Origin of the sequence: Bradyrhizobium oropedii (assembly GCF_020889685.1) — a bacterium.
In the GTDB taxonomy this organism is placed as follows: Bacteria; Pseudomonadota; Alphaproteobacteria; order Rhizobiales; family Xanthobacteraceae; genus Bradyrhizobium; species Bradyrhizobium oropedii.
In genome coordinates this window covers 1-17,495 of sequence record NZ_JACMYO010000181.1, presented here as the reverse complement: position 1 = coordinate 17,495, position 17,495 = coordinate 1, and the positions used below count along the sequence as shown (strand labels likewise).

Here is a 17,495-nt window from a genome sequence, read left to right as displayed (position 1 = left end):
CGCCGCCGCCCTGGCACGACGAAATCGCCGCGCGCAGCTCGTCCGGCGAGGCGCCGCCGCCCGTGCCGGGCGCAACGCCGGCGGACGATGCAGCGCCGCCGAAGCGGCGCAACCTGCTGTTCTCATCCTCGCGGAAGGAGCGTGAGCGGACCCAGACGCGTGCCGCCGAGCCGCTGACGCCGGATCTGTTGTCGCCGGAGCTGCGTCCGGGCCCGGCCGCTTCGGCCGAACCCGCGCCCGCCACGTTCGACGATGCCTGGCCGAAGGCCGACCGGCCGAGGTCGGTCGATGTCGCGCCGCGGCGCACGCCCCGGCCGTCAACCTTCGGCGAGACCCAGTCGCCCGCCGCCTCGCCGTCATCAGGCCATCCGCCGCCGCCCCAGGAGCAGCCCCCCGTGACCGTGCTCAAATCGGGCGTGGTGGACGGCATGGCCTATTCGCTCTATTCGGATGGATCGATCGAGGCGCAGATGCCCGAAGGCATGATGCGGTTCGCCTCGATCGACGAGCTCCGCTCGCATCTGGAGCAACGGCCGTAGATCTACCGGAATACTTGCGAGCGTGCGGCCCGAAGTCTAAAACACGGGCGTTCTTGTCAGATTTCCTGTAATCCGATCATATTCGCGAAGTAGTACGCGATTCTATTAATGTATTTTCGCCCTCGGATACTGTCCGAACAGCCCGCAACGCCGCGCCGTCGAGAGCACGGGGAAGGTTGAGCCATGTCCGATACGTCAGGCAAAACGCCGGTCGAGCTGACCGCCAACATTGTTTCGGCCTATCTCAGCAACAATCCGACGCCGGCCTCGGACATTCCGAACCTGATCAGCCAGGTCCACGCCGCCTTGCAGCGTGTGTCGAGCGGGCGCACCGACACGCCGAGCGAGTCGGCCAAGCCTGCGGTGTCGATGAAGAAGTCGATCACGCCCGAATATCTGGTGTGTCTCGAGGACGGCAAGCGCTTCAAGTCGCTGAAGCGCCATCTGCGCACCCAGTACAACATGACGCCGGAGCAGTATCGCGACAAATGGGGGCTGCCGGCCGACTATCCGATGGTCGCGCCGAACTATGCGGTGGCGCGATCGCAGCTGGCCAAGAAGATGGGACTGGGCCAGCAGGCGCGGAAGCGGAAGTAAGAAACTTACGCGGACGCCAGCGCCTCGCGCGCATCGTTGCGGATGCGATCGACCATCGAGCGGAGGCCGTTGGAGCGCTGCGGCGTCAGATGGTCGCGGAAGCCGAATTCGTCGAACAGTGCGAGCGCGTCGGTCGCGAGGATGTCCTTCGGCGTGTGCCCGGAAAACAGCGTCAGCACGATCGCGACCAGGCCGCGCACGATATGGGCATCGCTGTCGCCGATATAGATCAGGCGCGGTTCGCCATTGGCATCGCGCTCGACCCGCTTCGACAGCCAGACCTGGCTGACGCAACCCTGCACCTTGTTCTCGGCCGAGTGCTCGGCCTCCGACAGCGGCTTGAGCGTGCGGCCGAGTTCGATGACGTAGCGGTAGCGGTCATCCCACTCGTCCAGCAGCGCAAAATTGTCCCTGATTTCGTCGATCGTCGTCATCGTGGTCCGCGTCCTGTCCTTAACGGCTTATATAGGAAGGCGGGCCGCGAAAGCGACGAAAATGGAACCGGTTCCCGGTGGTTTTGACGCGTTTTCCTCACGCGAACCGGCATCCACCGCGCTCGAAAGCGCTCACGGCGTCGGCGGCAGGCGGAATTCGATGGTCTGGTCGTCCGCAGTCAGCGTATCGCGGGATACGGCAAACGCGAAATCGGTATCGTCCCTGCCGATCGAGCCGGTGTGGTCGGGCGGCTTCTTGTCGGTGATGATCTGGTAGAGCTTGCGGGCGCCGTCGGTGGCGCGCTGGCCGATCGCGGTCGCGGCCTGGCCGCCGACTTCGCAGGCGGATGGCTGACGCTTGCAGAACTGACCCATGTCGTTGATCGTCGCGGTCGCGGCCGACACCGCGTCCGATGCGCTGATCTGCGGCGTCTTGTCCGCTTCAGGTGTTTTGTCTCTCGGCAGCAGCACGAGCACCAGCCCGAGCCAGAAAGCCAAACGCAGCAGGAAGAACATGGCGCGATCCCGGTCGTCTATCTTGTCTTTGCTTCTTGCGCGGTCGATGCCGCTGTTTGCCTCAGGGGTAGCACCGGTCGATAAATCGGAAGTATCTGCATTGAAGTAAATCCGCCGAAAAATCGCGGAAAATTCGCCTGAATTGATTCGCCGTAAATTTTCGATTGATGGCCGCTGATGGTGGCGCATGCAAAGCGTCCACCATTTCGAAACCATAGAACGTCGCATCCGGAAACCAGCCGTTCACCATCCCCGACAAATGACCGGTGAATAGCGGCATCGAACCCTCACCAATGCACGGTGTTTGGCAGCAGGCCGCCCCGCCTTAGCGTTCGCTTAAGTTCGCTCTGACACGTTGACCTTCAATCACGAAGGAGGCGTTCCGGCGCGTCTAACTGACGATTGAGCCGAAGCGCGAGTGCTGTGAGTAGTTTGAGTCTGATCCGCGATTGCCTGGATGCGCTGCTGCATCCGTCGGCGCAATATGATGCGCTGACGCGTGCGCGGCACCGTGCCTTCATGGCGCCGCGGCTGCTCGGCAGCCTGGCGGCGCTGGCTTCGTTCCCTGCCTTCCTGGCGATGCGCGGCGCGCCGACGGCGATCGAGGTCGCGGCCTTCGCCTGGCTGATCGCGCCGATCCTGCTGTCCTGGTTCCTGTCGCGTACCGGCTGCTATGAAGGCGCGCATGTGCTGTCGTCACTGGCGCTTGCCGGTCTCGTGATGATGATCGCGGCGTCGACCGGCGGCATCGCGTCGTTCGCCGCGGTGTGGCTCGTCGTCATTCCGATCGAGGCGGCGCTGTCGGCCTCGCGGCGCGTGGTGGCCTTTGCGTTTGCGCTGGCGATGATCTGCGCGGCGCTGCTCAGCGTGCTTGGCCATTATCACATATTGCCGGTGGTCGATCCCGCGGTTGCATCGAACAGCACGCTGGTCGGTTTCGGCGTCGTCTCGGCGATCTTCTACGCGGCCGGGCTCGCCTTCGGCGCGGAGTCGCTGGCGCGCACCAGCGTGGCGTTGCTCTTCGTCGAGGAGGAGCGCTACCGCCTGCTCGCGCATAACATGAGCGACGTGCTGTCGCGGCACAGCCGCAACGGCGCGGTCCGCTTCATTTCGCCTGCGGTCGAGATCATGCTCGGCGTGCCGGCATCGCGGCTGCTCGCTCACGGCCTGTTCGACCGCGTTCATGTCGCCGATCGCCCGGCCTATCTCACCGCGCTGTCGGACGCGGCGCGCGGCGAGCCCCGCAGCGTCGAGTTCCGCGTGCGTCGCGACGCCGCGCGCGGCGAGACCGCTGAATTCATCTGGGTCGAGATGCGCTGCCGTCCGCTCGACCAGACCGCGGCCGATGCCGAGGTTGTCGCCGTGATCCGCGACGTGACCGATCGCAAGGTGCAGGAGCAGGCGCTCGAACAGGCGCGCAATGCCGCCGAGCAGGCCGACGCGTCGAAGACGCGCTTCCTCGCCACCATGAGCCACGAACTGCGTACCCCGCTCAACGCCATCATCGGCTTCTCCGAGATGATCGCGCAGGAAGACGTGCTCGGGCTCGACGCGGCCCGCCGCAAGGAATACGCCCAGCTCATCAACGACTCCGGCCAGCATCTGCTGTCCGTCGTCAACGGCATCCTCGACATGTCGAAGATGGAGTCCGGCAATTTCGAGATTTCGCCGGAGCCGTTTGCGCCGCGGCCGGCGCTGCTCAATTGCTGCAATCTGGTGGCGTTGAAGGCACGCGAGAGCGGCGTCGACCTCGTCACCCGCGTGCCAGACGATCTGCCGGTCGTGAACGGCGACCCGCGCGCGTTCAAGCAGATCGTCCTCAATCTCGTTTCCAACGCCATCAAGTTCACCGAGCGCGGCGGCAAGGTCACCGTGTCGGCCGGCGTCGAGGGATCGCGGCTGCTGCTGCGTGTCTCGGACACCGGCGTCGGCATCGCCGCCGACGATCTCAAGCGGATCGGCGATCCGTTCTTCCAGGCCGGCAAGACCTATCAGCGCCGCCACGAAGGCACGGGCCTCGGCCTTTCGATCGTGAAGGGGCTGGTTGGCCTGCACCATGGCGAAATGAACGTGGAGAGCAAGGTGGGCGAGGGCACCATTGTGTCGGTCGCGCTGCCGCTGGCGTTCACCCCGCCGGTCGCCGTCGAACCAACGAGCAATGTATCGACCTTGAAGCCCGCGCTGCGATCCGGACTACAAGAGCAAACCCATCAGGTGAAGAAGAGTGCCTAGACAGACTTTGGACGACGACGAAACGCCGCGCCGTCGCCGCGGCGCCAAGGCAGTGGCCATCGCGCCCGAGGAAGAGCGCGGCCTCGTGCTGCGTCTGCTGCTGCATAGTCCGAAGGATCTGGTCGCCGGCGTGCTGGCATTGTCGGCCATCGTTGCGATCCTGATCAATGCGCTGTTCCTGCAGGCCGGCCGTCATCCGTCGCCGATGTTCGGCGGTTCGGTGGTGACGCTGCCGCCGCCGACCGCCCCGGTTGCCGCGGCGGCGAGCCCGATACCGCGCCCGCGTCCAGCCGAGGCGGCTGCCCGCTCGGTCGAGCCGGCCGCCGTGGAGCCGTCCAGGCCGATCGATGTGAAACCCGTCGAGACGAAGCCGGCCGAGGCCCGCTCCGTTGAATCGAGGCCTGCTGAACCCAAGCCGGTTGAAGCCAAGCCGGTCGATCCGATGGCCAATCTGGTGCTGAAGTCGACTGCAGCTCCGTCGGCCGCCGCGCCGTCCAACGTCATTCGTCCGCCGGCGCCGATCCCGACGTCGCATCTGAGCCCGGCCGGCAAGCGCATCGCCGCGGTCCAGCGTACGCTCACTGAGTACGGCTACGGCCAGCTCAAGCCGACCGGCACGATCGGTTCGGACACGCAGACGGCGATCGCGAAATTCGAGCGCGCGCGCAAGCTGCCGGTGACCGGACAGATGTCCGATCGTCTGGTGCACGAGCTCAGCACGATGATCGGGCATTCGATCGACTAGATCCTGCCCTCGCGTCATGGCCGGGCTTGACCCGGCCATCCACGTCTTTCTTCGGGCGGCACCAAAGTCGTGGATGCCCGGGACAAGCCCGGGCATGACGGGTTAGGGCGCTTCGCCCAGCAGAACGTCCCTGACCTCGTCGGAGAACAGCTTCCTGCGGCCGCCGAGGAGCACCCATTCCGGATCGTCGCGATCCGGAATGGCGCGCGGCATGCCGTGATCGAGCAGGGCCTGCGCGCAGCCCACCCAATCGCCGCCACTGACCGGTTCATTGCAGGAGGCCCACGACAAGCTTCCCGACGCGTTGTCGCCGAAGCCGTGCTGCTCGGTCCACTCGGCGCCGTGCTCGAGCAGGAAGCGTGTCAGCGCGGCATTGCCGCAGAACACCGCGTGATTGAGCGCCGACGCGTCCCAATCGCCGCCGCGCACCGCGATGGGCCAGCCGAGCTTGACCATCAGCCGCACCGCATCGTCGGCGCCTGCCGCGGCAAGCTCGGGAAGCAACCGCAACTGCTGCGCAGAGAGCGCCCCCGGAAGATCGGGCCTTTCGGCCTGGATCCGCCGCGCTTCGCTCTCGTTGCCACTGGAGCATGCCGCGACGAACTGCTCGTCGTCGGCAATCGTCTCGTCGCCGATGCGTTGGCGCAGCAGTCCGGCGACCTCGGTCAGGCCGAACTGCAATGCGTACCGATAAGCACTGAGTCCGCCCGGTGTCGTGATGTGCGGGTCTGCGCCGGCGTCGAGCAAGGTCGCGATGCACCGTCGTGATCGCCGCCGCCGGATCGCCCACATCAGCGGCGATCCGCTATCCGCCAGCGGCGCATTGCCGGCGGGCTCGTTCGGATTGCCGCCGTGCCGCAGCAGCAGTTCCAGCGCCGTCACGTTCTCGTCGTCGAGCACCTTGTACATCGCGTTGGTGCCCGCGATCCGCGCGCCATGCTCGAGCAGCAGGCCTGTCGTCACGGAGCCTTCGAGCGAGTGGTACAGCGATTCATTATCGTTCGGATCGGCGCCGGCTTCGAGCAACAGTTTCGTCAACTCGAGATCGTGGTTGCGTCCGGCGGCGCCATACAATGCCGACAGCGGATTGCTGTCGTCGGGCGCGTCGAGCGATCCGGGCGGCCAGCGGCTGCCGATGTATTGGTCGGGATCGGCGCCCGCCTGCAGCAACAGGCGCGCGCAGCGATGCAGGCGCGTTTGATACTCCGGAATTTGCAGCAGGCTCGAATGCGTCACCGCCACCAGCGGCGGGAGTTTCAGGGGACCGCCGGGACGGTTGACCCATGCCGGATCGTTGTCGGCGGTACGACGCACCGTCTCTTCGTCGCCGACGGCGCTGGCGAGATAGGGATCGTCGGCCACCAGGCCGGGATCCTCGGTGAGCATCCGTACCGCGACGCGCGCATGGGCGCGATCGCTGGTGCCGTCGACATCAGCGGCATAGACCAGCTGCAACCATCGCCGCACGCGATCGTCCCTGCTCTTGCCCGGCGGCAATTGCGCCTCGACGTAGCGGCGCAGGTCCGGCCATGAGGCGAAGCCGAGATCGCGGGCCACGCAGGACTGCGCGTCGTGGAGCCGCAGATCGAGTGCTGCGATCTGCGCGTCGCTGCGCCCGGCCGCAGCCGGAAGCGCCTGCCGGAAACGAGCGTAAGCCTCCGGAGCCTGTCGCCGGTAAAGGCGAATGAGCTCCTTGGCCTGCTTCTTCAGATGTTCGAGATTCAATCGCGCGGGCGATCGGTTCATGGCAACCTCCGTGCGTCAATCGCCGATGGTCCACAAAACCGGCTGCACAAAGGCTTGGTTGGCCGCATAGTCGGTGCAAGTGGGTTCAACCCTTCCCGTGGACCCGGGCGCGGCTTGCACCGCAGATGTTAGGATATGAGCGAGGGTTGTATCGGTCAACCCGCCGCTGCGTGACGACATCTGTGACAATTGGACGTGGCTGCGGCGCTGGCCTATAGGTCGGCGCATGCGATTGAAAACCAGTATTTGGGTTGCTGCCTATCTGCGCCGCTGCCAGACCGAGGGCGTGTTCGGCGCAGTCCGTAAGAGGGGCGCCGAGGAAGCCGGTGCCGTGTTCGTCAAGGTGGCACTGATGGACGGCAACGCGATGCTGTACGCGCCGGCGCCGCAGACCGTCTATGACGACAGCCGTCCGGTCGAGCGGCTGTTCGTGCCGACCGCGCAGCAGCCGGTGTCCGAGCCGTCTGTCGAGGAGCGGTTGATCAAGGAGCTGCGCTTCGATCCCGATGCCTGGATCGTCGAGACCGAAGACCGCGCCGGGCGGCACTTTCTCGATCTGGCGAAAAACTAGCTACCGGATTTCTGGTTGCGGATGGCGGGCGCGCTGCCGGGCTGCACGGCTGGTCGCGTCTGCGACGGCGCCGCGCGCACGCGATGGCGCTCATCATCATAGAGCGCTGAGCGATACTTGTTGCGCGCCACCGCCATGGTCGAGCCGCGCCATGCCGCCAGCATCACCAGCGCCGAGCGCTCGCTCAGGCGATCGTAGAGCCGCGACAGCCGATAGACATAGTTGACCGACGAGCCGGCTTCCGGATTGAGGAACATGAGGATGCGCTGGAACGCGGCGCTCGACACGTCAAGCGCCCGCATCGCGCAGGCGAGCGGCTCGCCGCCGGGATCGTTGACGACCTCGGCCGCGATCCGCGACGGCAGGATCAATGCCTCGCCGAGTTCGAGCGTGAAGTTATCGAGGTCCTCGGCAAATGCCGCCATCTCCAAAATATGGATCGCGCGCGCGGCGCGGGCAGCCGGAATCCGCGCGGCGGCCTTCAGCGGCGTCTCCTGCAGATTGTGCAGGATCTGCGCGCGTTCCTTGGCGCTGGCGGCAAAGAACATGTCGGAGATTTCGGCGGCATCGTTCGGCCGCATGGCGAGGCTCGCTGCCATCCGCAGCTCGGCTTCGGTCGGGATCTTGGCCGGCAGCGCGGAGGGGGTGGGGGCGGGAATTGGAGCGGCCGCCGGCATCGGCTGGTCCGGACCGCCGCGCCGCAACCCGAGCTTGTCCATGATCCTTGCGGGCGTTGCCGGATAGATCGCAAGCCGTGCGCGGACCGCTGCGCGGGTCGCGTCATCGACCTCGTCGATCAGGCGCGACGTCAGCTCGACGAACTGGCGCTCTTCATCAGCGGAGTGCGCGCTTGCCTGCACATAGAGGTCGGTCAGGACGCGCAGCAAAGTCGGGCGGATATCGACGCCCTCGCGGCGGGAGAGCGTCATCAGCCCATCGAAACCAGGAAATAGCGGAGCTGCGCTCATCTCGGGCGTACGCGACTTGCCAGTAAGATTCGGTTTGAAAACCTTGTGGCAGCGAGCCTACGCAGGCTGTTTTAAGACGCAGTTAAGGAAAACAAGCCGTGAAGGCGAATGCTTGGATTTGCGCGTGTCCATTAAGGCACAGCGCCATATCCGTAACCGTCCGTATCGACAGTTTAACATGTCGTTAACCATGCCCGTTCTTAACTCGGCGAGCGCGGGGCAAATCATGTCCGTGCGGGGCCAGAGAGAACGGAACATGGGCACCATCGTTGAGTTTCCGGCGGATGCGGCTGCAAGGCGGCCGAGCGTTGTCGGTGCTGCCGGCGAAGGCGTGGGGACCGTGCTGATCCTTCCCGTCGTCCGGATCGAGCGAACGACGGAAGAGACCGGCGGTGGTCGCGGACCGGAGCAGGGCACTGCGCAGGGCCGCCGTCGCCGACGCCGCTCCTGATCGCGGACCTCGTGCAATGCCGCAGCTTGCGCAGCGGACTGCCGCTCGGCGGTCACTCCCGGCGCTGATCCTGCTCTTGGCGGGCTCGGCGCTCGCGGGCTGCAGCGGCGGCGATTTCGGCCGCACCCGCGCCGATTTCCGCAACGACGACATGCATCGCTGGCTCGGCGCCGAGGCGACCGGCAGCGTCGGCAAGAACGCTTCGCAATTCCAGCTAACCGAGCACGAGCGCCAGCTGCGCGATCTCGCCTATCAGTTCATCGAGCCGCCGCTGTCGCGTCCGGCGTGGAAGAGCGTGTTCGGCGACTACCAGCCGCTGCCCGCACCATGGCGGCAGAACGTCGTGTTCGATCGCACGATGTATGGCCGCAATCTGATCGACGAGCCGCATCGCTCGTTCGCCTCGCGCTATTCGCTGCTGATCGACGAGGTGCGCGACGACATCACCCGTTTCGAACCGTTCTTCGCCACCGCGGCCCAGGTGATCGAGCTCGACCGCAAGCGCAGTGCCAGTCTCAAGATGATTGCCGACGTGTCGCCGAAGGAGCGGGCCGATGCGGTGGCGCGGATGGAAGAGAACACGCTGATCGTGCAGTGGGTCCAGCAGAGCCTGGAGCGGCGGATCGCATCCTATCGCTGGGCGCTGGAGCGGCTGGTGATCCAGGCCCCCGACGGCATGGCCGCCGACGCCGAACGCCAGATCAACGAGCTCGCGCGGCTCACCGCCGGCGCGCCGCTCATCTCCGCGCCGGTCACGGGCCATGCCGTGGTGACAAAGGGCTAAGCCCGCTTCGCCTTCTTCGCTGCTGATCCGACGCGGCGGCCGCTTGGTTGCCGCGGCAGGCTTGCAATGAACGCCTTCAGCGCATCCGACGGCGGCTGCGCCGAGGGATAGGCGAGGCCGACCTGGCGCGTCACGTCGACATCGATCGTACGCATCGCGACATCAGGATTGCCGCGCGCAACGCCTTCGGGGACGATCGCAACGCCAACTCCGGCTGCAACCAGCGCCATCGCCCATTCCTCCGATTCCGCGATCGCCACCGGCTTGCGCGGCGGTGAGGCGCGCTTGAAGAATTCCTGCTGCTCGCAATGGCAGCGATCGATCATCGGAACGCCTGCGAAGTCGGTGGTCCGCAGCGTCTCCTTCAGGGTGAGGGGATGCGACGGCGGCAGCGCCGCGACGTAACGTTCGCTCCAGAGCGGGATGAAGTGCTCGGCGGCGCTGATCATGGTCTTGGCGACGATCCGCGCGTCGGCCTTCTCGTTGGCGCCGACCAGCCGGAGCGCGAGGTCGGCGTTGCCTGTCAGCGGCTTCAACAGGGCGATGGTTCGGGCCTGGTCGAGCGTGCGCAACAGGCCGAGCGTCAGCGCTTGCTTCGTCGCCGGCTTGCGAAACAGGTTTCGCGCCGCGTCGGCCTCGTCGATGATCCTGCGGGCGATACCGTGAAACAGCGCCGCGGATGCCGTTGGCGCCATGCCCTTCTTGTGCCGGATGAACAACGTGGTGCCGAGCTCGGCCTCGAGATTGGTGATCGCCGCCGAGATCGATGGCTGTGAGATGAAGCAGCGCTTCGCCGCAGCGGTCAAGTTGCGCTCGCGGTAGACCGCGGCGAAGTAGCGGAGTTCGCGGATATCCATAGCTGTATCCTATCGTATCGATAGAAAGACAATATTCTACCTATGGAAAGGCGAGTGGCAAGCCTGCACCGGCTTCAGCGGAGGAATTGTCATGCGCATCCACCATCTCAACACCGGCACCATGTGCCCGATCGGAAAGCGGCTCGTGAACGGCAGCGGTAGCATCTTCCAGCGCGCGCGGATGGTCTGTCACTGCCTGCTGGTCGAGAGCAATGACGGGCTCGTGCTGGTCGACACCGGTATCGGGCTCGACGACATCGGTGACCCGCCGCGGCTCGGGCGGAAATGGGTGCGGCAGACGACGCCGCGGCTCGATCCGGCCGAGACCGCGGTGCGCCAGGTGCAGGCGCTCGGCTTCTCGCCCGATGATGTGCGGCATCTGCTGCTGACCCATCTCGATCGCGACCATGCCGGTGGCGTGCCTGATTTTCCGAAGGCCAAGGTGCATGTCCATCGAAGGGAATACGATATGGCGGTGACGCATCAGGTCGCGCCGCCGCAGGGGCGCTACATCGCGGCGCAGTGGAGGCACGGGCCGGACTGGGCGTTCTATGGCGCCGCCGGCGAGGACTGGTTCGGCTTCAAGGGCGTGCGCGCGCTCGGCGATCGGGAGCCGGACATTCTGATGATCCCGCTGCCGGGTCACACGCTGGGCCATTGCGGCATCGCGGTGCGCGACAAGGACAAATGGCTGCTGCACGCCGGCGATGCCTATTTCCATCACGCGCAGCTCGACGCCAGACCGCGGATCCCGCTGGTGCTCGGCCTGTTCCAGCGCCGGGCGGACATGGATCGCGCGACGCGGATGCAGAACCAGGAACGGCTGCGCCAATTGAAGGCGACGCATGGCGCTGATGTTACGATCGTCAACAGCCACGATCCCGTCGACTACGACACCTGCCGCTGCGGCGGCCGGCACGCATTCGGTGCGAGCTAGCGCTTGCGCGCCGCCGGCGGCGGAGCCGGCGCAGGCAGCGGCGGCGGTGCTTCCTGCTTCGCCGCGACCGGCTCGGCCTGCACCTTGCACGAGGAGGCTGCGAGCGAGGCCTGCGCCTGCGGCATCAGGCCGGGCTCCGGCGCCAGCGCTTTCAGCAGGATCAGGCCGGTCGAGGTCGGCGAGTCGATGATCAGCCGGTCGGCCGCAGTGACTTCCTCGTCCTCCGGCAGCTCGTTGTGCTGCGCTTCCGTCATCAGGTCGAGCTCGATCACCTTCTTGCCGGCGGAGCGGTCGTTGATCGCGTAATAGGCGACCTCGTTGCGGGTGTAGAACGACACCGAGGTATAGGCCTGGCTGACCGGCACGGTGAGCTTGAGCGGCCCGGTGGAGAGATCGTAGCGGCAGATCGCCACCGCGAATGCCGGATCCATCAGCGGCATCGGCGAGTGGCTCGGGTCGGCGAGCGGCAGTTGCGTCACCTCGTTGAGCTTGGTCATCGGCGTCAGTCGCGAGTAAGCGTCCTGCGAGGCGATGCGCGGCAGCGCCAGCACGCTGACGAGATGCACCACGCCGCCGAGCAGCAGGCCTGCGAGGATCGTGAACAGCACCCGGATCATGGGCAGCCCGTCGTGGCAATCGAGGGCATCGGCGCGTCGCGCTGCGTGCGCGTCGCAACCCCGACCGGCGTGTCGTAGAGCCGGAGCATCAGCGCGTAACGCTCGATGCCGCCGGTCGGCAGCCAGTTGCCGGCGCGCGAGCGCGAGGCGATGTGGATCTCGAACGTGCCGTCGGAGGCGCGCATGATCTCCTGGCTGGTGAAGCCGTAGCGCTGCAGCGAATTCGCGACGAGGTGCCCCTTGCGGTCGAACAGCGTCAGCGTCCAGAACCGCGCCGCCGGCGTCACGCCGCTGACGACGATGTCGCAGCGGCCGTCGAGCGGCTTGTTCTTGTCATCCGCGGTCGCCGAGAACGCGATGCCGTCGCCCGTGCCGATCGGCAGCTCGCCGCTGCGCGCGATGGTGGCGCGCGAATAGGGATCGACGTCGGAGGTACCGTTCTTCGGCCGCGCGGTCCAGGCGCCGATCTTCAGCGTGCCGAGATCGGTGCCGCGGGTCGCCGTCGCGTAGGTCAGGCCGAGGCCGACGGCGGTGGCGATGACGAGGGCCAGCAAGGTGGTGAGGAGGAGCCGCACGTCAGTTCTTGCGTGGCGCTACGGGCGTCGCGCCGTCCGGCCCGGCCGCGGCAACGTAGTTTTCGGGGAACGCCAGCGCGCTTGAGGACTCGGCCTTGCCGGTCTTCGAGGGCTCGTTCAGCGTGGTCTTGCCGGTGGTTCTGGCGGCGTCGTCGAGCAGCTTCTCGACCCGCACCAGGATATCCGCACCGCGCTTGGTCAACACCGGCGGCGGACCCGGCTTGGTCTCCAGCACGCGCGGCGCGGCGTTGGCCTGGGCATTGGCTTGTGCCGGCTGCGGCGGCAGCTTCTGGCCCATGCCGACCCCGTTGAGCTCTCTCACTTCCACGCCTTGATGCGCTGCGACCATGATGTCGTGCCAGGTCTGCGCCGGCAGCGAGCCGCCGGTCATGCGGTTGGTCGGCGAATAGTCGTCATTGCCGTACCAGACCGCGCAGGTGAAGTTGCCGGTGTAGCCGACGAACCAGGCGTCGCGATAGGCGTTGGTGGTGCCGGTCTTGCCCGCGGTCGGAATGCCGTCGAGCGCGGCACGGCGCGCGGTGCCTTCGCTGACCACGTGGCTCATCATGCCGGCCATGTCGGCGGCAATATTCGGCGGAATGGCCTGACGCGGCTTCGGTCCGTCGCGGTCCCAGCGCCACACCAGATCGCCGGCGCCGGTACGCACCTCGAGCACCGAGTGTGGCGTCACCGCCTTGCCGCGGTTCGGGAAGGTCGCGTAGGCCACCGCGTGCTCCAGCACCGTGACTTCGTCGGAGCCGATCGGCAGCGACGGCGTATCGGGCAGCGGCGCCTTGAGGCCGAAGCGACGCGCGACCTCGACGATCTTGGCGCGACCGGCCTTCGGGCCTTCCTTGCCGCCCAGCATGATCGAGAGCTTGACCGGCACGACGTTGATCGAGCGCGTGATCGCCTGCGTCAGCGTCACCTGGCCGGAATAGGAGTGGCCATAGTTCTGCGGACACCAGTTGCCGATGCAGACCGGGCCGTCGACGATCTTCGAGTTCGGCGTGAAGCCGTTCAGCAGCGCCGTCGTATAGACATAAGGCTTGAACGACGAACCGGGCTGCCGATAGGCGTCGGTGGCGCGGTTGAACTGGCTCGCACCGTAATCGCGTCCGCCGACCATGGCGCGGATGCCGCCGTCGAGATCCGAGACCACGGTCGCGGCCTGGGTTGCGTGATAATCACGCCCGAACTGCCGGAGCTGGTTCTCGATCGCGTCCTCGGCCGCCTTCTGCACGTTCATGTCGATCGCGGTGCGGACCACGAAGACCCGCTCGGTGTAGGATTTCGGGAAAGTGTCGACCAGCTTGCGCATCTCGTCGAAGGCGTAGTCGAGATAGTAGTTCGGCGAATTCTCGTCGCGCCGGTCGACCGCGACGGCGGGATTGCGGCGGGCGCCGAACACCTGGCCCTCGGTCATGAAGCCGGCATCGACGAGATTGTCGAGCACGACGTTGGCGCGGGCGCGCGCCGCGGGCAGGTTGATGTGCGGGGCGTATTTGGTCGGCGCCTTGAACAGGCCGGCCAGCATCGCGGCTTCAGCGAGGTTTACGTCGCGCACCGACTTGTTGAAATAGAAATGCGCGGCGCCGTCGACGCCGAAGGTGCCGCCGCCCATATAGGCGCGGTCGAGATAGAGCTTCAGGATCTCGTTCTTGGTCAGCCGCGTCTCGAGCCAAATGGCGAGGAAGGCTTCCTTCACCTTGCGCTCGATGGTGCGCTCGTTGTTCAGGAACAGGTTCTTGGCGAGCTGCTGGGTGATCGACGAACCGCCCTGGCGGACGCCGCCGGCCTGTGCGTTGGTGACGAGCGCGCGGGCGAGGCCCGGAACGTCGATGCCGAAATGGTCGTAGAAGCGGCGGTCTTCGGTCGCGAGCGTCGCCTTGATCAGATTGTCCGGAAAATCTTCCAGCGGGATCGAGTCATTATGCTTGATGCCGCGGCTGCCGATCGGGTTGCCGTAGCGGTCGAGGAAGGTCACCGCGAGGTCGGACTTCTTCAACCAGTCCTCGTCGGCGGTCTCGCGGAAGGCGGGGATCGCGAGCGTCAGCATCAGGATCATGCCGCCGAGCCCAAGGGTCGCGGCTTCCGACAGCGGCTCGATGAAAACCCAGCGCTTCCAGCGGCCGACATAGAAGCGGTCCATGAAGGTGGAATAGCGCTCGTAGAGCTCGCGCAGGCCCTTGCCCGACGAGAACAGCGTCGAGTCGATACGCGCATCGAGGTCCAGGAAGAAATTCCGGACCTTCTGTTTCCAATGCGACGGCATGATCTGAAAGGACCGGACCCTTGATCAGTTTGACAGCGCTGCGGGCGCCCAAATGGGCACAGGCCAGCGTCTTGCTTCGATGTTGCGGCAATCCCAAGGCGCTTTTGCGTCGTTGGGGACTCGTTCCACGTTCTATCCGAGCGGCTGCCATAAACCAATGGCGCGGCTGGTGAATTTAATGAAAGCCCTAACGCTGCCCACCGGCTTTTTCGACCCCGCAACAACACCCCCTTGCGGAGCCGGCGCCGGCGTCCCAAGAAGAGCTTTACCGCCATGTCAGGGATATCATGACCGCACCGCCCAAGCGCCCGTCGGACCAGGAGGGATTCTTCTGGAAAACCAAGACGTTGGAAGAGATGTCCAACGCCGAATGGGAGAGCCTGTGTGACGGCTGCGCACGGTGCTGCCTGGAGAAGCTCGAGGACGAGGACACCGGCAAGATCTACTTCACCCACATCTCCTGCAAGCTGCTCGATTCCGGCCTGTGCGCCTGCAAGGACTATCCGAACCGCTCCGACCAGGTTCCGGATTGCGTCCGCCTGACGCCCGAAAACGTCCGGACGCTGAACTGGCTGCCGCCGAGCTGCGGCTACCGGCTCGTGGCCGAGGGGCGGGACCTCTATTGGTGGCATCCCCTGATCTCCGGCGATCCCAACACCGTTCATGAAGCCGGGGTCTCGGTGCGCGGGCGGGTGGAAGGCACCGAGATCGATGTCAACGACGCCGATCTCGAGGATCACATTGTGCGGTGGCCGGCTTTGCTGCCGAAACGGGCCCAATTGAAGAAGCGGCCGAAGCTCTCCAAGTAGATTTTCGAGCAGATTTACGAGCCGTAACGATGGCGCCGCGAGAGCTGGCGCAGGCCGTTCTGCGATCACGTCATCGCGAGAACTCTGCCGCGGGATGCACCCATGCGCTGGGGTGCCTGCCTCAGCAGCGAATTGCTGCATAAATTGCGAAGCAGAGAATGATTCCATCGCGGGACGCGTCCGCGCAGCAGCATTACGCCCCCAAATGAACAAGTATGAACGGCAGAGCCGTTTTCCTGCCGACCAATCCACATTGCCTGACGACATTGCGGAAGAGCTGTCTCACCTCCCGAGCGAGGTGATCGAACTCAGCGACGCGCCGCCGCTGGCACCGCCTGCACCGCTCAATCCGGACGAAGTCCGCACCATCGTCATCAGCCTGATGCTGACGATGTTCCTGGCCGCGCTCGACCAGACCATTGTCGCGACCGCGCTGCCGACGATCGGACGCCAGTTTCACGACGTCACCAACCTGTCCTGGGTGATCACCGCCTATCTGCTCGCCTCCACGGCGGTGGCGCCGGTGTTCGGCACGCTGAGCGACATCTATGGCCGCCGCGTCATGATCATCACCTCGCTCAGCCTGTTCGTGGTTGGCTCGGTGCTCTGCGCGGTCGCGCCCAGCATGACGATGCTGATCATTGCCCGCGGCCTGCAGGGGCTCGGCGGTGGCGGCATCATGCCCGTGGTCCAGACCGTGATCTCCGACGTAGTCACCCCGCGCGAACGTGGCCGCTATCAGGCCTATTTCTCCAGCGTCTGGATGGCCGGCGGCATTCTCGGCCCGGTGGTCGGCGGCGTCTTCGCCGAGCATCTTCACTGGTCGATGATCTTCTGGATCAACCTGCCGCTCGCGGCTGCGGCGCTCGCGCTGCTGCTGCCGAAGATGAGCAAGATCCCGGTGTTCCACCGCAAGCGCAAGGTCGACTGGCTCGGCGGCGTGCTGCTGATGGCCTCCGCCGTGGTGCTGATGCTGGTGCTGACCTGGGGCGGCACCCGTCTGTCCTGGCTGTCGCCGACCATCACGGCGATGATCGGCGCCTCGATCGCGCTCGCCGGCGCCTTTGTCTGGCATGCGCGCCGGGCCGACGAGCCGTTCCTGCCGCTGTCGCTGCTCGGCGGCTCGGTGGTGCCGTTCGCGATGGGGGCAGGCGGCTGCGCGCTCGGCGCCATGGTCGGCCTGACCGTGCACCTGCCGCTCTATTACGAGGTGGTCTATCACCTGACTGCCAGCGAGGCCGGCCTGGCGCTGATCCCGCTTGCGGCGATCTCGACCTTCGGTGCGGCGATCGCCGGACGGACCATGGCGAAGGCCAAGCACTACAAGCGTGTCGCCATCGTCGGCACCTCGGTCGCCGCGATCTGTGCCGTCGGCATGGCGGTGACGACGCTGCCGCTGTGGGGATTGCTGCTGTTGATGAGCGTGTTCGCGCTCGGGCTCGGCACCACATTCCCGATCAGCGTGGTGTCGCTGCAGAACGCGGTGGCGCGTCCGCAGGTCGGCACCGTCACCGGCGCGATGAACTTCTTTCGCGCGATGATGGCCTCCTTCACGGTCGCGGCCTTCACCACGATCCTGCTGATGACGCTCGGCACCGACATCTCGCTCGCCGGCGAGCATCACGCCGCCGCGGCCGGTACCGTCAGCGCGATCCCGATGGCCGACATGATCACCGCGTTCCGCTACGTGTTCGGCGCCGCCGCCGTGCTGCTGACCACCGCTTCGATCTGCATGATCACGATGGAGGAGCGCCCGCTCGCCGGCCCCGCCACGCGGCCGCCGGCGGAGATGGCGGAGTAGGGCTGTAGCCAAGCTCGCAGGTGTCGTCCCTGCGAAAGCAG

At 66.0% G+C, this 17,495-nt stretch carries 17 protein-coding genes and 1 pseudogene; 10 read left to right on the top strand and 8 right to left on the bottom strand.

The window, feature by feature from the left end; genetic code table 11:
- Together H8A95_RS34455 and H8A95_RS34450 are read left to right on the top strand one after the other, a co-directional pair.
- Positions 1-539, top strand: a pseudogene (locus H8A95_RS34455) (DUF308 domain-containing protein); the annotation flags it as partial.
- A gap of 183 nt (positions 540-722) precedes the next feature.
- Entirely contained in the window at positions 723-1,136 is a 414-nt protein-coding gene (locus H8A95_RS34450; protein ID WP_229187188.1) for a Ros/MucR family transcriptional regulator, read from the top strand.
- A 5-nt stretch (positions 1,137-1,141) separates the two neighbouring features.
- Here H8A95_RS34450 and H8A95_RS34445 read toward each other — a convergent pair whose 3' ends face one another.
- The gene (locus H8A95_RS34445) at positions 1,142-1,570 is read right to left on the bottom strand and encodes a SufE family protein (RefSeq protein ID WP_229187187.1); all 429 of its coding nucleotides are present in this window, start codon (positions 1,568-1,570) and stop codon (positions 1,142-1,144) included.
- A 132-nt stretch (positions 1,571-1,702) separates the two neighbouring features.
- Positions 1,703-2,086, bottom strand: coding sequence for a DUF5330 domain-containing protein (locus H8A95_RS34440; RefSeq protein WP_229187189.1), 384 nt, complete (start codon positions 2,084-2,086; stop codon positions 1,703-1,705).
- Between the two features lie 402 nt (positions 2,087-2,488).
- Here H8A95_RS34440 and H8A95_RS34435 point away from each other — a divergent pair, with 402 nt between their 5' ends.
- On the top strand, positions 2,489-4,318 hold the full coding sequence (locus H8A95_RS34435) for a PAS domain-containing sensor histidine kinase (RefSeq protein WP_229187186.1): 1,830 nt from the start codon (positions 2,489-2,491) through the stop codon (positions 4,316-4,318).
- Entirely contained in the window at positions 4,311-5,063 is a 753-nt protein-coding gene (locus H8A95_RS34430; RefSeq protein ID WP_229187185.1) for a peptidoglycan-binding domain-containing protein, read from the top strand. The genes H8A95_RS34435 and H8A95_RS34430 overlap by 8 nt, the downstream gene beginning before the upstream one ends.
- A 102-nt stretch (positions 5,064-5,165) precedes the next feature.
- On the opposite strand, the gene H8A95_RS34425 is transcribed toward H8A95_RS34430, so the two are convergent.
- Entirely contained in the window at positions 5,166-6,809 is a 1,644-nt protein-coding gene (locus tag H8A95_RS34425; RefSeq protein WP_229187184.1) for an ankyrin repeat domain-containing protein, read from the bottom strand.
- A gap of 226 nt (positions 6,810-7,035) precedes the next feature.
- On the opposite strand from H8A95_RS34425, the gene H8A95_RS34420 reads away from it, so the two are divergent.
- Positions 7,036-7,380, top strand: coding sequence for a DUF1491 family protein (locus tag H8A95_RS34420; protein ID WP_229187183.1), 345 nt, complete (start codon positions 7,036-7,038; stop codon positions 7,378-7,380).
- Here H8A95_RS34420 and H8A95_RS34415 read toward each other — a convergent pair.
- Complete coding sequence (locus tag H8A95_RS34415; protein WP_229187182.1) at positions 7,377-8,309, bottom strand: DUF2336 domain-containing protein; 933 nt, start codon at positions 8,307-8,309, stop codon at positions 7,377-7,379. The two genes, H8A95_RS34420 and H8A95_RS34415, sit on opposite strands and share 4 nt — an antisense overlap.
- A 295-nt stretch (positions 8,310-8,604) precedes the next feature.
- On the opposite strand from H8A95_RS34415, the gene H8A95_RS34410 reads away from it, so the two are divergent.
- Positions 8,605-8,799 (top strand): hypothetical protein, encoded by a 195-nt coding sequence (locus H8A95_RS34410; protein WP_163156621.1) that lies wholly within the window; start codon positions 8,605-8,607, stop codon positions 8,797-8,799.
- A gap of 16 nt (positions 8,800-8,815) precedes the next feature.
- Positions 8,816-9,583: a hypothetical protein gene (locus tag H8A95_RS34405; RefSeq protein ID WP_229187181.1), complete on the top strand. Its 768-nt coding sequence runs from the start codon at positions 8,816-8,818 to the stop codon at positions 9,581-9,583.
- Here the strand turns inward: H8A95_RS34405 and H8A95_RS34400 are convergent.
- Complete coding sequence (locus H8A95_RS34400) at positions 9,580-10,440, bottom strand: LysR family transcriptional regulator (RefSeq protein ID WP_229187180.1); 861 nt, start codon at positions 10,438-10,440, stop codon at positions 9,580-9,582. The genes H8A95_RS34405 and H8A95_RS34400 overlap by 4 nt on opposite strands.
- Before the next feature lie 91 nt (positions 10,441-10,531).
- Here H8A95_RS34400 and H8A95_RS34395 point away from each other — a divergent pair, with 91 nt between their 5' ends.
- Positions 10,532-11,377 carry an MBL fold metallo-hydrolase gene (locus H8A95_RS34395; RefSeq protein WP_229187179.1) on the top strand — a complete coding sequence of 282 codons (846 nt, stop codon included), beginning with the start codon at positions 10,532-10,534 and terminating at the stop codon, positions 11,375-11,377.
- Here H8A95_RS34395 and H8A95_RS34390 read toward each other — a convergent pair.
- The 3 genes from H8A95_RS34390 to H8A95_RS34380 are packed head-to-tail and all read right to left on the bottom strand — an operon-like array spanning position 11,374 to position 14,844.
- Complete coding sequence (locus H8A95_RS34390) at positions 11,374-11,994, bottom strand: DUF1254 domain-containing protein (protein WP_229187178.1); 621 nt, start codon at positions 11,992-11,994, stop codon at positions 11,374-11,376. The genes H8A95_RS34395 and H8A95_RS34390 overlap by 4 nt on opposite strands.
- Positions 11,991-12,569, bottom strand: a complete 579-nt coding sequence (locus H8A95_RS34385; protein WP_163156611.1) for a DUF1214 domain-containing protein — start codon at positions 12,567-12,569, stop codon at positions 11,991-11,993. Before H8A95_RS34385 ends, H8A95_RS34390 begins: the two co-directional genes overlap by 4 nt.
- 1 nt (position 12,570) lies before the next feature.
- The gene (locus H8A95_RS34380; protein ID WP_229187177.1) at positions 12,571-14,844 is read right to left on the bottom strand and encodes a transglycosylase domain-containing protein; all 2,274 of its coding nucleotides are present in this window, start codon (positions 14,842-14,844) and stop codon (positions 12,571-12,573) included.
- 287 nt (positions 14,845-15,131) lie between these two features.
- Here H8A95_RS34380 and H8A95_RS34375 point away from each other — a divergent pair, with 287 nt between their 5' ends.
- On the top strand, positions 15,132-15,653 hold the full coding sequence (locus H8A95_RS34375) for a YcgN family cysteine cluster protein (protein WP_229187176.1): 522 nt from the start codon (positions 15,132-15,134) through the stop codon (positions 15,651-15,653).
- 205 nt (positions 15,654-15,858) lie between these two features.
- Positions 15,859-17,454 (top strand): MDR family MFS transporter, encoded by a 1,596-nt coding sequence (locus tag H8A95_RS34370; protein ID WP_229187175.1) that lies wholly within the window; start codon positions 15,859-15,861, stop codon positions 17,452-17,454.
- The last annotated feature ends 41 nt before the right edge of the window (positions 17,455-17,495 follow it).

Excerpts from the sequence above, each read along its gene's own strand:
- H8A95_RS34445 (WP_229187187.1), bottom strand. The coding sequence starts at position 1,570 with ATGACGACGATCGACGAAATCAGGGACAATTTTGCGCTGCTGGACGAG.
- H8A95_RS34450 (WP_229187188.1), top strand. The coding sequence starts at position 723 with ATGTCCGATACGTCAGGCAAAACGCCGGTCGAGCTGACCGCCAACATT.
- H8A95_RS34415 (WP_229187182.1), bottom strand. The coding sequence starts at position 8,309 with ATGACGCTCTCCCGCCGCGAGGGCGTCGATATCCGCCCGACTTTGCTG.
- H8A95_RS34425 (WP_229187184.1), bottom strand. The coding sequence starts at position 6,809 with ATGAACCGATCGCCCGCGCGATTGAATCTCGAACATCTGAAGAAGCAG.
- H8A95_RS34380 (WP_229187177.1), bottom strand. The coding sequence starts at position 14,844 with ATGCCGTCGCATTGGAAACAGAAGGTCCGGAATTTCTTCCTGGACCTC.
- H8A95_RS34440 (WP_229187189.1), bottom strand. The coding sequence starts at position 2,086 with ATGTTCTTCCTGCTGCGTTTGGCTTTCTGGCTCGGGCTGGTGCTCGTG.
- H8A95_RS34405 (WP_229187181.1), top strand. The coding sequence starts at position 8,816 with ATGCCGCAGCTTGCGCAGCGGACTGCCGCTCGGCGGTCACTCCCGGCG.
- H8A95_RS34400 (WP_229187180.1), bottom strand. The coding sequence starts at position 10,440 with ATGGATATCCGCGAACTCCGCTACTTCGCCGCGGTCTACCGCGAGCGC.
- H8A95_RS34410 (WP_163156621.1), top strand. The coding sequence starts at position 8,605 with ATGGGCACCATCGTTGAGTTTCCGGCGGATGCGGCTGCAAGGCGGCCG.
- H8A95_RS34420 (WP_229187183.1), top strand. The coding sequence starts at position 7,036 with ATGCGATTGAAAACCAGTATTTGGGTTGCTGCCTATCTGCGCCGCTGC.
- H8A95_RS34375 (WP_229187176.1), top strand. The coding sequence starts at position 15,132 with ATGACCGCACCGCCCAAGCGCCCGTCGGACCAGGAGGGATTCTTCTGG.
- H8A95_RS34370 (WP_229187175.1), top strand. The coding sequence starts at position 15,859 with ATGAACAAGTATGAACGGCAGAGCCGTTTTCCTGCCGACCAATCCACA.
- H8A95_RS34395 (WP_229187179.1), top strand. The coding sequence starts at position 10,532 with ATGCGCATCCACCATCTCAACACCGGCACCATGTGCCCGATCGGAAAG.
- H8A95_RS34390 (WP_229187178.1), bottom strand. The coding sequence starts at position 11,994 with ATGATCCGGGTGCTGTTCACGATCCTCGCAGGCCTGCTGCTCGGCGGC.